Source organism: Paracoccus binzhouensis (genome assembly GCF_016446475.1).
Lineage (GTDB): Bacteria > Pseudomonadota > Alphaproteobacteria > Rhodobacterales > Rhodobacteraceae > Paracoccus > Paracoccus binzhouensis.
This window is the reverse complement of record NZ_JAEHFP010000107.1, coordinates 1-14,540: the sequence shown is the minus strand read 5'-3', so window position 1 is coordinate 14,540 and position 14,540 is coordinate 1. Positions and strand designations below refer to the sequence as shown.

Below are 14,540 nucleotides of genomic sequence, written 5' to 3'. Positions count from 1 at the left end.
CGGGCCGGGCGGCGCCAGCACCGCGCGGCTGCTGCGCCAGGCCGGCAGCAGCGGCCGCGCCGCCAGGGACAGGGCGAGCAGCGCCAGAAGGACCGGGCCGGGGCGCATCAGCCGCGCTCCGCCAGCACGGCCAGCGCTGCGTCGATCAGCCAGTTCAGCGCCAGCACCCCGGCCGCGAGGGTGATGGTGGCGCCCTGCAGCAGCGGATAGTCCCGGTCGAGGATCGCGCCATAGACCAGCCCGCCGATGCCGGGGTAGGAAAACACGATCTCGACGATCACCGCCGCGCCGATCAGGCCCGAGAGGGAATCGCTGAGCCGCGCGACGAAGGCCGGCAGGATGTTGCGGCCGTGGTAATCGACCAGCAGGCGCAGGGGCGGCAGGCCGCGCGCCTCGGCGTTCAGCAGGAAGGGGCGGCGCGACAGGCTCACCGCCTCGGCCCGCGCGAGATAGTAGAAGCGCGCGAATTCGTGCAGCGCCAGCGCCGCCACCGGCAGGACGGCATGGCGCGCGACCTGTCCCGCCCGGACCAGCGGCCGGTCCGAGGGGAACAGCGGCAGCGCGCCGCCGGCGGGCAGGACCGGCCAGAGGATCGCGAAGCCCAGCATCAGCAGGATGGCCAGCACGAAGGGCGGGATGCTGGCCAGCACGGTGACGAAGCCGGTCAGCCCGCGGTCCAGCGCGCCGCCCCGCGCGCGACCTGCTTGGATGCCGGCCAGCGCGCCGCCCAGCAGATAGACCGGCATCGCGCCGAGGATCAGCAGCAGCGTCCAGGGCAGGCTTTCGGCGATCAGCGCCGCGACCGGGCGGGCATGGCGGATCGAACGGCCGAGATCCCCGCGCGCCAGATCGCCCAGCCAGTCGCCCAGTTGCCGGCCCCAGCCGCCGGTCAGCCCCAGCCGCTCGCGCAGCGCGGCAAGCTCGGCGGGGCCGAGGTTCTGCGCGTGGTCCGAGGCCAGCATGGCCTGCACCGGATCGCCGGGCAGCAGCCGGGGCAGGGCGAAGACCATCAGCGCGACCAGTCCCAGCACCGCCAGCCGGGCCAGCAGGTCCATCGCCAGCCGGGCCGTGCGGCGGCGAATGCCCGGCGATCCGGTCATTCTTGCAGGAAGGCCGATTTGTCGATGGCGGTGGGGATGCCGATCCGCGCGCCGTCGGGCATGAAGTCCAGCGCGATGCGCCCGCCATGGGCGGCGGCCATCACCGGGTCCACCAGCATCAGCGAGGGCAGCTCCTCGGCATAGAGGCGCTGGAACGCGTGCAGATGCGCCAGCCGTTCCTCGGGCGTGGCGGCTTGTCGGGCGGCCTCCAGCGCGGCGGCGATGCGCCCGTCGCCGGCATAGCGGTCGGCATTCCACGCCTCGCCGGTGACGCGGGTGGCGATGTCGCCGGGATCGCCGGTGGTGCTGACCGAGGCGACGAGCAGGTCGTAATCGCCGCCGGGCGGCAGGGCTTGCAGCGCGGTGCGCTCCATCAGCCGCAGATCCACGCCGAAGCCGAAGGTGTCGAGCTGGTCGGCCACGACCTGCGCCACCCGCGCCTGGCTTTCGTCCGAGACCAGCCGCAGCGTGACCGGGGAGCCGGCCCGCCGCCAGCGGCCCGCGCCGTCGCGGGTGAAGCCCTGCGCCTCAAGCAGCTCGGCCGCGCGGGCCGGATCGTGCGGCCAGGCCGGGTCGGCGCGGTCCTCGCGCCAGGGCGAGCCCTGCTGGAAATAGCCCGTCTCGGCCAGCGCCCCGGCACCGTTCGGCGCGGTGATGTCCAGGATCGCCAGCCGGTCCAGCGCCTGGGCCAGTGCCTGCCGCATCGCCCGCGCGCCGAACAACCCCCGGTGGTTGAAGGCGAGCTTGGTCACATGCCCGCTGCGCGCGCGCACGACCTGCAGGCCCTGGGCCTCGACCAGGGCGGCGCGCTCGACCGGCAGGTCCGAGATCACGTCGATCTCGCCGCCGCGCAGGGCGCGGATGGCGGCGTCGGGCGCCATGGCGACGATCATCAGCCGCGGAAACCTCGGCGCGCCGGCGTAATAGTCGGGCACCGCCTCGAGCATGTAGCGACCCTGCACCTTGTCGTAGCCGGCCAGCCGATAGGGGCCGCTGCCTGTCGCGGCCTCGGGCGCGGTGAAGCGTTCGGGTGCCTCCTGCGACGCATAGATGTGCTCGGGCAGGATCGGCAGCGCCATGAGCAGGCCCGAAACCAGCCCCGCATCCCGGGTTTTCAGCCTGATGCGCAGGTGGCTGTCCGACAGCGCCTCGGCCCCGGCGACATTTTTCAGCGAGACGAAGGGATAGGGGCGGCGGGCCATATAGGCAAAGGTGAAGGCCGCGTCCCGCGCCGTCACCGGCTTGCCGTCGTGCCAGCGCGCGCGGGTGTCCATCTGCAGGTCGGCGGTCAGCCCGTCGGGCGAGGTGGTCCAGCTTGCGGCCAGCCCCGGCGCGGGCCGGCCCTGCCGGTCCTGCGAGACGAGGCTGTCGAACACATAGCTTGTGTAGAGATAGGCGATGCCGTTGCGGCTGTGCAGATAGGGCGCCAGCATGCCGCGGTCGGCCCGGCTGTCGGTGACGACCAGCGGCCTGTCCTCCTGCGCCAGCATCGGCGCGGCGAGCAGGGCGAAGAGCGCCAGCAGCGCGATGCGCGAGAGGCCGCGCATGTCAGCGGCCCGCGGGCGCCGGCCATTGCTTCAGCACCAGCGTCAGAAGGTCGTATTGCGCGGCCAGCCGGCCCTTGTCGTCCAGCACCCGGCAGGCCCAGCGGACCTCGCCGAAATCCGCGCCGGGGCGGGGGATGATCTGCTTGCAGGTCATCTCGACATGCAGCGCGGTGCCGAAATAGACCGGGTTGTGAAAGCGCAGCGCGTCGCTGCCCAGATTGGCCAGCACCGGGCCGGGCGCGGGATCGACCAGCAGGCCGTTGGCGAAGGACACCACCAGCTGGCCATGCGCCACCCGGTCCTCGAAGAAGGGATGGGCGCGCGCCGCCTCGGCATCCATATGGGCATAGAACAGGTCGCCGGTGAGATGGGCGAAATGCTCGACATCGCTTTCGGTGATGACGCGCGAGGCGGTGACCAGCCGATCGCCGGGCCGCAATTCGCCCAGCACCTTGCGGAAGGGATGGCCGGCGGGGCCGCCCTTGTCGTCCTGCCGCACCGGTGCGCCGGGATGCCAGATGCCGGTCAACTCGGTCATCCGGGCGGGCGCGGCGGTGATCTCGACCCGGACCATGAAGCGCAGCGCCCGGTCGGAACAGGGCGAGACCCGCGTCGTCTGGTCCAGCACCGCCTTGCCGACATGGCCGCCGAGCGCGCGCAGCGTGGCGCAGAGGAAACCCTCGTCCTGCGAGATCAGGTGCAGGTCGCCGGGACAGGCCCTGCGGGCCAGCGCCGCCGCCTGTTCGGGGGCGTCGTAAGGCGCCAGAAGCAGATCGAGGCCGGCCAGCGCGCGCGAGAGTTCGCGCGGCAGAATGACCATCGGCGCCGGCAGGCCGGGGGGCGTCTGCGAAAGGGTCTGGTCGATGAAATCCCGAAGCGCCGGCGAATCCGGGCCGAGATCCGGTCCCAGGATCGCCAGCACCTGCCCCTGCGGCGAGCGTTCCAGCAGCACCTCGCCCGCCGCGATCAGCGGGTGATGCTGCAGGGCGAAGGCGCCGGGCGTCAGGCGGGACAGGCAGATCACGTCCTCGGGCAGCAGATGCGGCGCCAGTTCGGCGGGGCTGGCGGCGATGGCCTGCAGCACGCCCTGGGGCAGCAGGCCGCGTGCGGCGACGGTATCCGCCAGCCCGGCCAGCGGCCCCGGCTCGGGGGCGCAGAACAGGCAGGGCAGGCCCGACAGGATCGCCGCGCCCATCGCCTCGATCATGTGCGGCGCGTCGCTGCCGCACAGGAAGGCGACGCCCGCGCGCGGCATCATCACCCGCTGCGCCAGCGCCTCGCCCGCCTCGCGCGGCTGGCCGCAGGGAATCAGCTTGCCCGAGGGATAGTCGCGCAGGCAGGCCGCCGCCATGCTGGCCGCCATGGCCAGCGGGCCCTCCAGCCCGGCCGCCTCGGGCGCCTTGAGCAGGTCCTTGCCGAGCCGGCGCAGCAGCTGCGCGCGCTCGTGCAGGTCCAGCGCCGCCAGCGCCTTGCGGCCGCCTTCGCGCGACCGGGCCACGCCGCGCGCGACGGCGGCACAGCCGGCATGGGTCTCGAATTCTCCAAGATGTCGTGTCTTCATGGCGCGCGCCCCTCGGTGATCCCGCCGCCAGTGACCACGCCCGCCGCGCGCGCACCAATCGTTTCTTTCGAGTGCAGCCCTCAGCATTTCCGATGGTTTCCGTTAGATATCAAGGATCGCGGGGGGAGCCCTCAGCACATCCGATTTGACCGTCGCCCGGCTTCGGACAAGGCTGCCGGCCATGCAACCTGCACGAGGCAGCGGCACCCCCTGGCACTATCCCTTTCTCAAGGAGGAAACGGGTGGACACTATCGCTTTGTCGGACAAGCAAGACCTGCACAACCAGTTCGGAGAGACCGAGGAAATCGGCGGCAGCCATTACCGCGCCTTCGTCGGGCCGCCGAACTATTACGACCTGATCGGCGCGACGCAGTTCTACCTGCTGACGCTGTTCGGCATGCGCGAGACTTCCAGCCTGCTGGACATCGGCTGCGGTTCGCTGCGCGGCGGGCGCTTCGCGATCATGTATCTGCGCCCCGGCCGCTATTACGGCATCGACCCCGAGGAATGGGCCATCCGGGACGGGCTGAAAAGCCATTTCAACGAGGAACTGGTCCAGCGCCGCAAGCCGAATTTCGTCATCGACGGCGATTTCGCCTTCACGAAGTTCGGCCGCAAGTTCGACCTGCTGATGGCGCATTCGATCTTTACCCATGCGCCGCAATGGCAGATCGCCAAATGCATGGCCGAGGCCAAGAGGGTCATGGTGCCCGAGACGGTGTTCCTGGCCACCTTCTTCGAGACGCTGGACGGCGGCGATTACGAAGGCGACGCCTGGCTTTATCCGGACATCGTGCGCTATCGCAAGGAGACGGTCGCGCGGATCGTGCAGGAGGCGGGGCTGGAATGCCACCATGTCGCATGGCCGCATCCGTTCAACCAGAAATGGATCGCGGTGACGCTGCCCGGCGCCGGGCTGGACGTCGCCCGCGCGCTGTCCGGGCATATCTATTCCTACGAGGCGACGCTGGAGCGCCGGCGGACCGACACCACCTGGCCCGGCTCGGCCACGAACTGAAAGGAGGGCCCGATGTCCGATTCCGAAAGCCGCAGGCCGCGCATCCTGATCGGCGTCACCGGCTCGGTCGATGCGATGCTGGTGCCAAGCTATGTCCGGGCGATCCGCGAGGGGCTGGACTGCGCGATCTCGGTGATCCTGACGCCGGATGCGATGAATTTCGTCAATACCGACAGCCTGTCGCTGATCGTCGAGCGGGTGATCTGCGGCGAAAGCCCCAAGGACTGGGCGACCGACCGGCCGGGGCTGATCGCGGCGGCGCATGACCTGATGGTCGTGCTGCCGGCGACCGCGAACACGCTGGCGGCGGCGGCGGCCGGGACCTCGATGAACCGGCTGACGATGATGTTCCTGGTCGGCAATTTCCCCATCGTCTTTTTCCCGGTCATGGGCCCCGCGATGTGGGACCGCCCCGTGGTGCGCCGCAACGTGGCCGCGATCCGCGAGGACGGACACGAGGTGATCGAGCCCGCCTGGCGCGAGCAATACGAGCCGCATTACGGCCGCATGTATGGCCATTACACCCTGCCCGAGCCGGCGGAGGTGCTGGCGGTGATCCGGCGCAAGCTCGGCATCGGGGCCGGGCAGGCGGTGGCTGCCCAATAGGCCGCCCTTCGATAGACGGAGGACAGCGAGATGGAAGACGTCGCCGGCGGCTTTTGCCCCGCGCAGGACGCGCGGCCCGCCGCCATGGACTGGCCCCGCGCCGTCCGCCTGCTGCACCTGTCCCGCGCCCTGGACGAGCTTGAGGAGACGCGGCTGGTGCCGCAGCGCAAGGTGCTCTACCAGTTCTCGGCCCGCGGGCACGACCTGGCGCAGATCCTGCTGGGGCTGCGGCTCGACGATCCGCATGACGCGGTCTGCGGCTACTACCGCTCGCGCCCGATGCTGCTGGCGCTGGGGCTGGACCCGGTCGAGGCGCTGGTCTCGGCCATGGCGCGGTCGGGGGGCTATTCGGACGGGCGCGACATCGGCGTGGTCTTCAACCTGCCCAATCCGGGCGGGGCCTCGGCGCTGCCGATGGCGGGGGGCGTCGGCACGCAATACACGCCGACCGCCGGCTGGGCGCAGGCGATCCGCTATCATGCCGAGGTGCTGGGCCAGCCCGGCTACGACCGCGCTATCGCCGTGGCGCTGGGCGGCGACGGTTCGGTCGCCGCGAACGGCTTCTGGTCGGCGCTGGGGGCGGCGACGGCGGGCCGGCTGCCGATGCTGTTCTGCATCGAGGACAACGGCTACGGCATCTCGGTGCCCTCGGAGGTGCAGGTGCCGGGCGGCAACATCGCCGCCAACCTGTCGGGCTGGCAGGGGCTGGCGGTCCTGGACGGCGACGGCGCCGACCCGGCCGGGGCGGCGGCGCTGACGGCCGAGGCGGTGGATTACGTGCGCGACAGCCGCGCGCCGGCGCTGCTGCGGCTGTCGGTGCCGCGGCTTCAGGGCCACAGCTATCAGGATACGCAAAGCTACAAGCCGCAGGAGCTGATCGCCCGCGAATGGGCACGCGATCCCCTGCCGCGGCTGCAGGTGCATCTGGTCCCGGCGCTGATGTCACAGGCGGAATGGGACGGCCATGCCCGCGCCGCGCAGGACCAGGTGGCCGAGGCGCTGGCCCGCGCCGAATCGGTGCCGCCCGCCGCCCCCGGGACCGTGACGCGCCATGTCCGCCACCAGGGCGAGATGCAGCGCATGGGCGGCCAGCATCCGCTGGGCTACAGGCCCCCGCCCTCGACCGGCAGCCCCTGTGCCGCGGGCCAGCGCATCAACATGGTGAGTGCCATCCGCCGGGTGCTGGAGCAGGAGATGGCGCTGAACCCGCGCGTCGTCCTGTTCGGCGAGGATGTCGGGCCCAAGGGCGGCGTCCATGCCGCGACGCTGGGCCTGCACGAGAAGTTCGGCCCCCTCCGGGTCTTCGACACCGCGCTGTCCGAGGAGGGGATCATCGGCCGCGCCGTGGGCATGGCGCTGGCCGGTCTGGTGCCGGTTCCCGAGATCCAGTTCCGCAAATATGCCGACCCGGCGACCGAGCAGTTGAACGACTGCGCCACCCTGCGCTGGCGCACCGCCAACCGTTTCGCGGCGCCCATCGTGGTGCGGATGCCGGTGGGCTTCTTCCGCTGCGGCGACCCATGGCACAGCCAGACGAACGAGGTCGCCTTCGTCCACCAGCCCGGCTGGCTGGTCGCCGCACCCTCGAACGCGGCCGATGCGGCGGGGCTGCTGCGCGCGGCGCTGCGCGGCAACGACCCGGTGATGTTTTTGGAACACCGCGAGATGCTGGACCACGCTTGGGCGCGCCGGCCCTGGCCCGGCGACGGCTATGTCCTGCCCTTCGGCCGGGCCGCCGTCACCCGGCGGGGCGAGGACGCGACCATCGTCACCTGGGGCGCCATGGTCAACCGCTGCGAGGCGGCGGCCGAGGGGCTCTCGGCCGAGATCATCGACCTGCGCACGCTGATGCCCTGGGATGCCGAGGCGGTGCTGGCTTCGGTCCGCCGCACCGGGCGCTGCCTGATCGTGCACGAGGACCTGCGCACCGCCGGCTTCGGCGCCGAGATCGCCGCCACCGTCGCCGACGCGGCCTTCGCCGCGCTGGACGCCCCGGTCGCGCGCCTCGCCATGCCCGACATTCCCAGCCCGCACCATCCGGCGCTGCTGGAGCATGTCGTTCCCTCGGTCGCCGCCATCCGGGCGCGGCTGGACGAATTGCTGGAGTTCTGAATGGGCTTGATCGAGGTCATCGTGCCCTCCGAGCAGGAGGGCAGCCGCGCTGTCGTGCGCAACTGGCTGAAGCGGCCGGGCGAGCGGGTCGCGCAGGACGATCCGCTGGTCGAGCTGGAAACCGACAAGGTCACGCAGGAAATCGCCGCGCCCGCCGCCGGCATCCTGCACGAGATCGTCATGCAATCCGACGAGATCGCCACCCCCGGCGCGGTGCTGGCCCGGATCGACCCCGCGACCGATCCCGCGACCGATCCGGGGGCCCCGGCCGGGGCGCCAGCCGCCGCGCGCCACCACTCTCCCGCCGTGCGGCGGCTGGCGGCGGAATACGGCATCGACCCCGACGGCCTTTCCGGCAGCGGCAAGGGCGGCCGCGTCACCCGCGAGGACATGGAGGCTGCGCATCGCGCCCGGGGCGGCACGCCCGCGCCGCAGCCCTGCTCGCGCCGGGTGCCGCATTCGCCGATGCGGCTGGCCATCGCCCGCAACATGGCGGAATCGGTCGCGCGCGCGCCGCATGTCACCGCCTTGGCCGAGGTGGATTTCACCGCCGTCGAGCGCCACCGCACGCACCTGAAGCCGCTCTTGGCGGCACAGGGCGTCAACCTGTCCCTGACCCCCTATCTGGTCCTGGCCGCCGCCGCCGCCCTGCGTGCCGTGCCCGAGGTCAACAGCCACTGGCACGAGGACGCGCTGGAGATCCATGCCGATGCGAATATCGGCATCGGCACGGCGCTGGGCGATACCGGGCTGGTGGTGCCGGTGATCCGCAAGGCGCAGGAGCTGAAGCTGGAACAGGTGGCGCGGCAATTGCAGGAGCTGACGGCCCGCGCCCGCGCCGGCCGGCTTTCGGCGGCCGAGATGGCGGGCGGCAGCTTCACCATCTCGAACCACGGCACCTCGGGCACGTTGCTGGCCGCGCCGGTGATCCTGCATGACGGGCAGTCGGCGATCCTGGGCGTGGGCAGGCTGGAAAGGCGGGCGGTGGTGCGCGAAGCGGGCGGCGCCGAGGCGCTGGCGATCCGCACCATGGCGCATGTCACGCTGACCATCGACCACCGGGCGCTGGACGGGCATCAGACCGGCCGCTGGCTGGCCGCCTTCGCCGCGCGGATCGAGGGATGGGAGGCGCCGCCCGGATGAAGCCTCCGCCAAGCTGAGATCAGCCTTCAGCTTTTGCGATTTGTGCCCGGCAGGGCGGTTTTTCTATGCTGCGCCCGGCCCTTGTCCCCCAGCCAGCGCATTATCAGGCGTCCAGCCCCGGCCCCGGCAGCGGCAGCTATCTGTCATGGAGAGAAAACCTGATGGCGTCCCCAATCCATTCCGGCGGTGTCGCGGCCCTGGCCGTCCTGCTGGCAAGCCCGGTGCTGGCACAAGAAGCCAACGTGACCCTGTCGCCGATCACGATCGTGAGTTCCGCCGATGACGAGACCGTCTCGGAGACGATCACTGCGGACGAGATCGAGACCCGCCAGCCCGCGACGCTGAATGAGCTTTTCGCGGACAGCCCCGAGGTCGTGGTCAGCGGCGCGAACCGCATGGCGGCGCAGAAAGTCTATGTGCGCGGCATCGAGGAGACCCTGCTGAACGTCACCGTGGATGGGGCGAAGCTGGGCGGCAACATGTATGCCCATTCCGGGAATTTCGGCATCGACCCGGACCTGCTGAAGCGCGTCGCGGTCGAGCCCGGCGCCGGTTCGGCGCTGGCCGGGCCGGGGGCGCTGGGCGGCGCGATCCGCTATGAGACCAAGGATCCCGAGGACCTGCTGCTGCCCGGCCGCGACCAGGGCTTCATGCTGAAGCTCTCGGCCCAGACCAACGGCGAGCGGGTGACGCCGGGGCTGGCCTTCTACGGCACCCCGGACGCGCGCTTCGGCTATCTGGTCCATCTGACGAAATCCTGGGCTGGCGATTACAAGGACGGCGACGGCAACGAGGTCGCCGATACCGGCAACGATCCGCTGGACGCGCTGGTCAAGCTGCGCTTCCGCCCGGCCGAGGGGCATGAGCTGACCTTCAGCAGCACCTGGCGCCGCGACAACGGCCGGCGGGCCTATCGCTCGAACTTCGGCATTCCGCCCGGCCTGCCCGACGCCATCCCCGAGGACCAGAAGCTGGGCTGGCGCTCGACCTCGGTCAGCTATCGCTACCACCCGGCGAACAATCCGCTGCTCGACCTGACGGTCTCGGCCTATGACACGCACAGCCGGCTCTTGCGCGACATCGAGGTCCGGCAGGTCTCGGAATGGGACACGCGCGGGCTCGACATCCGCAACCGCTCGGATTTCGGCCAGGTCGCGGTGACCTATGGCTACGACTACGGCTGGACGCGGTCGCGCGGGGAAAGCGGCGACGGGCTCAGCGGGTCCGAAAGCGGCGAGAACCACGGGCTTTATGTCCAGGCGGACTATACCCCGACCGAGCAATGGCTGCTTTCGGCCGGGCTGCGCTATGACCGCGCCACGCTGACGGATCTGAACGGCAACGACTACAAGGGCGTGCATTTCAGCCCGAACCTGCGGCTGCGCTACGAGCCGACCGAGGGGCTGGCGCTGTTCGCCGCCTGGGGCGAGGCTTTCCGCGGCGTGCAGCCGGTCGAGGGGCTGACGCTGATCTGGCCGCTGGGGCTGGGGCCGCAGACCGACACCTCGCTGACCGGCGAGCTGGCGCGCACGGCCGAACTGGGCTTCGCATGGGACCGCGACGGCTGGCGGGCCGGGATCACCGGCTTCACCTCGACGGTCGAGGACAAGATCCGTTCGTGGCAGGGCCGCCGCAGCCCCTGGTTCCGCGAGAACGACGGCAAGATCGAATCGCGCGGCGTGACCGCCCATCTGGGCCGCAGCTGGCAGAACTGGTCGGCAGACCTGCGCGTCAGCCATATCGACGTGAAGTATAATGACGAGCCGGTCAGCCCCGGCGACTGGCTGGACGGGGTGACGCCCGGCGGCGACAGGATCGTCCTGGCGCTTGGCTACCGGATGCCGGCGCAGGACCTGGAATTCGGCTGGACCAGCACCGTGGTCCTGAAGCAGACCGACCTGCCGGCCGATTTCGAGCTGGACGAGCTGCCCGGCTATGACGTGCACGACCTGACCGTCACCTGGCGCCCGGCCGCGAACCAGAGCTACAGCCTGGCGCTGACCAATATCTTCGATGAGCAGTATCTGGACCATTCGACTGCCTATTACGGCGTCGACGGCTGGTCGAACCTTTACGAGATGGGCCGCAGCCTGCGCCTGGCGGGCACGATCCGCTTCTGACGCCGGCAGGCCTGCAGCGATGCCCGGCCATCCCCGGCCGGACATCGGCCAACGAAGGACCCAAGGAGGACGCGAGATGCAACCGAAACCGCAGCCGCCGGAACGAGCACCGGAAGAACCGGCGCCGGCGCCGGCGCCGCATTGGGCGCTGGTGGCGCTGGCCATGGCGATGCTGCTGTCCTCGCTGGGAATCAGCATTCCCAACGTGGCGCTGCCGACGCTGGCCGAGGCCTTTCGGACCGGCCTGCCGCAGGTGCAATGGGTGGTGCTGGCCTATCTTCTGGCGATCACCGTGCTGATCGTCAGCGCCGGCCGGCTGGGCGACATCGCCGGCCATCGCCGCGTGCTGTGCTGGGGCCTGGGCGGCTTCGCGCTGGCCTCGGCGCTTTGCGCGGCCGCGCCGACGCTGCCGGCGCTGGTCGCGGCGCGGGCCTTGCAGGGCGCGGCGGGCTCGATCCTGATGGGCCTGACCGTGGCGCTGGTGCGCACCAGCGTCCCCAAGGCGCGCACCGGCGCCGCCATGGGGCTGCTGGGCACCATGTCGGCCATTGGCACGGCGGCGGGGCCGACGCTGGGCGGGCTCTTGATCTCGGGCCTGGGCTGGCGGGCGATCTTCGCCGTCATGGTGCCGCTGGCGCTGGCCGGGCTGGCGCTGGCGTGGCGCTGCCTGCCCGCGGATGCGCAGCGGGGCAGGGTGGACCACCGCGCCTTCGACAAGCCGGGCACGCTGGTCCTGGCCCTGACCCTGGCCGCCTATGCACTGGCCGTGACTGCCGAAAACGGCGCGTTTTCCAGCCGGAACCTGGTGCTGCTGGCGCTGGCGGCGCTGGGGGTCGCGGTCTTTCTGCGCGTCGAGCGGCGCAGCCCCGCGCCGCTGGTCAGGCTCTCGGCCTTTCGCGACCCGGCGCTGAATGCCGCGCTGGCGATGAGCGCGCTGGTCTCGACCGTGATGATGACGACGCTGGTGGTCGGACCCTTCTACCTGTCGCGGGTGCTGGGCCATCCGGCGGCGGTGGTCGGGCTGGTCATGTCGGTGGGTCCGGCGATCTCGGCGCTGAGCGGGGTGCCGGCGGGGCGGCTCGTGGACCGGTTCGGCGCCGATGCGGTGGTGGTCTGGGGGCTGGCGCAGATGGCGCTGGGGGCCTTTGCGCTGGCCGCCCTGCCGAACATGGTCGGCACGCCCGGATATGTGCTGGCGCTGGCGATCCTGACCCCCGGCTACCAGCTGTTCCAGGCCGCGAACAACACAGCGGTGATGATGGAGGTGCCGCAGGACCGGCGCGGCGTGATCTCGGGCGTGCTGAGCCTGTCGCGCAACCTGGGGCTGATCACCGGCGCCTCGGCCATGGGGGCGGTCTTCACCCTGGCCTCGGGCAGCGCCGATCCGGCGACGGCCGGGGCCGCCTCGGTCGCCCATGGCATGGGCGTGACCTTCGCGCTGGCGGGCGGGCTGGCGCTTCTGGGCCTTGTCATCGCCCTGTCGGGCGGAGCCTTCAATCTGGGGCGGAGTGGCGATCCCCCGCCGCGCCGGGGGGGCAATTCTTGACCCGAAGGATCGGATTGTTATGATATACACATTCTCCACCCCAGCGGTCATCGCAAGGCATCAAGACTGCGGCCACTTTCCGAAGATCTCCGCTATCCGAGGGCCTGGGATGGACATCACCCACCTGAGAACATTCGTCACCGTCGTGCGCGAGGGCAGCATCACCCGCGCCTCCGAAATCCTGTGCCGCAGCCAGCCCGCCATCAGCGCGCATATCAAGTCGATGGAAGACAGTCTGGGAATCAAGCTGTTCGAGCGCAATCCCCGCGGCATGACCGTCACCCAGGGCGGCTCGCGCCTGCTGGCGGTGGCGGACAAGCTGCTGGAACAGCACCAGCGCTTCATGGAAGAGGCCTGCCGCCTGCGCGGCTGCCTGACCGGCGAGCTGCGCATCGGTGCGGCGCGCTGCTCGAACCGCCAGACCGTGCGCAGCCTGCTGACCGAGCTTTATTCGCGCTTCCCCGAGCTCGAGGTCAGGCTGGACCGCGGCCCGTCCTCCTGCGTGCTCAGCGGCATCCGCAACGGCTATCTGGACGCGGGCTTCTATGTCGAGCCGAACGAGGACCAGTCCGACCTGACCACGGTCGAGCTGTCGCGCTTCAACGTCTATCTGGCCGGGGCGCCGGAATATGCCGCGCATGTGCGGGACGGCGACCTCAGCGGCCTGCAGGACGTGCCCTGCATCTGCCCGCCCGACCGTTCCTGCTATGGCCGCATGGCCGAGGACTTCTTCGAGGAAAGGAACTTCCACCCCCGGCGCATCATCAATGTCGACGACGAGGTGGTGGCGCGCACGCTGATCGCGGACGGGGTCGGCATCGGCGTGATCCACGCGCCCCTGCCGCCCGACGAGCGGATCGTGGTGCTGTCCGAGGTGCGCAGCTCGGTCCGCATCGTCTTCGGCTATCTGGCGGAACGGGCCGAGGATCCGGTGATCGGGGTGATCCGCGAAATCCTGGGCTGCGTCGAGCCGCAGCCCGAGCCGCAGCGCGTCGGCCGGGGCGACGGGCTGCCCCGGCTGGCGCGGAAATCGGCATGACGGGCGGGATCGCGCTCTACAGCCTCTGCGCCGCCGACGGGGTCCGGCATTATTCGCCCCATGTCTGGAAGGCGATCCTGGCGCTTCGCCACAAGGGGCTGGAATTCGAACTGCGCCCCGTCACCTTCGCCGACATTCCGCGGATCGCCGGCGGCGGCTTCGACAGCGTGCCGGTGCTGGACGATCACGGCCATCGCGAGGGCGACAGCTTCGGCATCGCCCTGCATCTCGAGACCGCCCATCCCGGCCCGAGCCTGTTTCCCGGCCCCGGCCAGCAGGCCCTGGCGCGGCTGGTCGAGCATCACTGCAATACGGTGCTGAACCCGCCGCTGTCGGTGATCGTGGTGCGGCAGATGCATGACATGATGGGCCCGGCCGATCAGGCGCATTTCCGGACCGCGCGCCAGCGGCGCTTCGGCGCCGGCATCGAGGAACTGGCCGCCCGCTCGGCCGGCGAGGCGTCGGGCTTTCCTGGGAAGCTGGCGCTGATGCGCCGGATCCTGGCGGGGCAGGACTGGTTGGCGGGCGAGACGCCCGGTTTCGCCGATCACATCCTGTTCGGCACGCTGCAATGGCACCGCATCTGCACCGGCGCCGCCCCAGTGCCAGCCGAGGACCCGGTCGAACAATGGTTCCTGCGCTGCGCCGCCCGTTATGAGCTGGATCTTCTCGCCGCCGATGCCGCCGTCGCGCTCGTTCAGCAGGGTGAAATAGTCGTTGAACCCGTCGGCATATTGCGTGCCGTTC

The 14,540-nt window shown here is 70.9% G+C and carries 10 protein-coding genes and 1 pseudogene; 8 read left to right on the top strand and 3 right to left on the bottom strand.

The window, feature by feature from the left end:
• Positions 1-107: 107 nt before the first annotated feature.
• Genes I9P22_RS19165 through I9P22_RS19155 form a run of 3 tightly spaced genes read right to left on the bottom strand, consistent with a single transcriptional unit; the run spans position 108 to position 4,208 of the window.
• Positions 108-1,100: an ABC transporter permease gene (locus tag I9P22_RS19165; protein WP_199261193.1), complete on the bottom strand. Its 993-nt coding sequence runs from the start codon at positions 1,098-1,100 to the stop codon at positions 108-110.
• Positions 1,097-2,647 carry an ABC transporter substrate-binding protein gene (locus I9P22_RS19160; protein ID WP_199261192.1) on the bottom strand — a complete coding sequence of 517 codons (1,551 nt, stop codon included), beginning with the start codon at positions 2,645-2,647 and terminating at the stop codon, positions 1,097-1,099. Before I9P22_RS19160 ends, I9P22_RS19165 begins: the two co-directional genes overlap by 4 nt.
• Before the next feature lies 1 nt (position 2,648).
• Complete coding sequence (locus I9P22_RS19155) at positions 2,649-4,208, bottom strand: MaoC/PaaZ C-terminal domain-containing protein (RefSeq protein WP_233253481.1); 1,560 nt, start codon at positions 4,206-4,208, stop codon at positions 2,649-2,651.
• Between the two features lie 242 nt (positions 4,209-4,450).
• On the opposite strand from I9P22_RS19155, the gene I9P22_RS19150 reads away from it, so the two are divergent.
• The 8 genes and pseudogenes from I9P22_RS19150 to I9P22_RS19115 form a co-directional block, all read left to right on the top strand.
• Positions 4,451-5,227: a class I SAM-dependent methyltransferase gene (locus I9P22_RS19150; RefSeq protein ID WP_199261188.1), complete on the top strand. Its 777-nt coding sequence runs from the start codon at positions 4,451-4,453 to the stop codon at positions 5,225-5,227.
• A gap of 12 nt (positions 5,228-5,239) precedes the next feature.
• Positions 5,240-5,833, top strand: a complete 594-nt coding sequence (locus I9P22_RS19145; protein ID WP_199261186.1) for a flavoprotein — start codon at positions 5,240-5,242, stop codon at positions 5,831-5,833.
• Positions 5,834-5,863: 30 nt separating this feature from the next.
• Positions 5,864-7,945, top strand: coding sequence for a transketolase C-terminal domain-containing protein (locus I9P22_RS19140; protein WP_199261184.1), 2,082 nt, complete (start codon positions 5,864-5,866; stop codon positions 7,943-7,945).
• Positions 7,946-9,088, top strand: coding sequence for a dihydrolipoamide acetyltransferase family protein (locus I9P22_RS19135; protein WP_199261182.1), 1,143 nt, complete (start codon positions 7,946-7,948; stop codon positions 9,086-9,088).
• A 161-nt stretch (positions 9,089-9,249) separates the two neighbouring features.
• Positions 9,250-11,208, top strand: coding sequence for a TonB-dependent receptor domain-containing protein (locus I9P22_RS19130; RefSeq protein WP_199261180.1), 1,959 nt, complete (start codon positions 9,250-9,252; stop codon positions 11,206-11,208).
• 76 nt (positions 11,209-11,284) lie between these two features.
• Positions 11,285-12,754: an MFS transporter gene (locus I9P22_RS19125; RefSeq protein WP_199261178.1), complete on the top strand. Its 1,470-nt coding sequence runs from the start codon at positions 11,285-11,287 to the stop codon at positions 12,752-12,754.
• A gap of 109 nt (positions 12,755-12,863) precedes the next feature.
• Positions 12,864-13,793, top strand: coding sequence for a LysR family transcriptional regulator (locus tag I9P22_RS19120; protein WP_199261176.1), 930 nt, complete (start codon positions 12,864-12,866; stop codon positions 13,791-13,793).
• Positions 13,790-14,386 (top strand): annotated as a pseudogene (locus I9P22_RS19115) (glutathione S-transferase family protein); the annotation flags it as partial. The gene I9P22_RS19120 and the pseudogene I9P22_RS19115, both read left to right, overlap by 4 nt.
• Positions 14,387-14,540 lie beyond the last annotated feature (154 nt).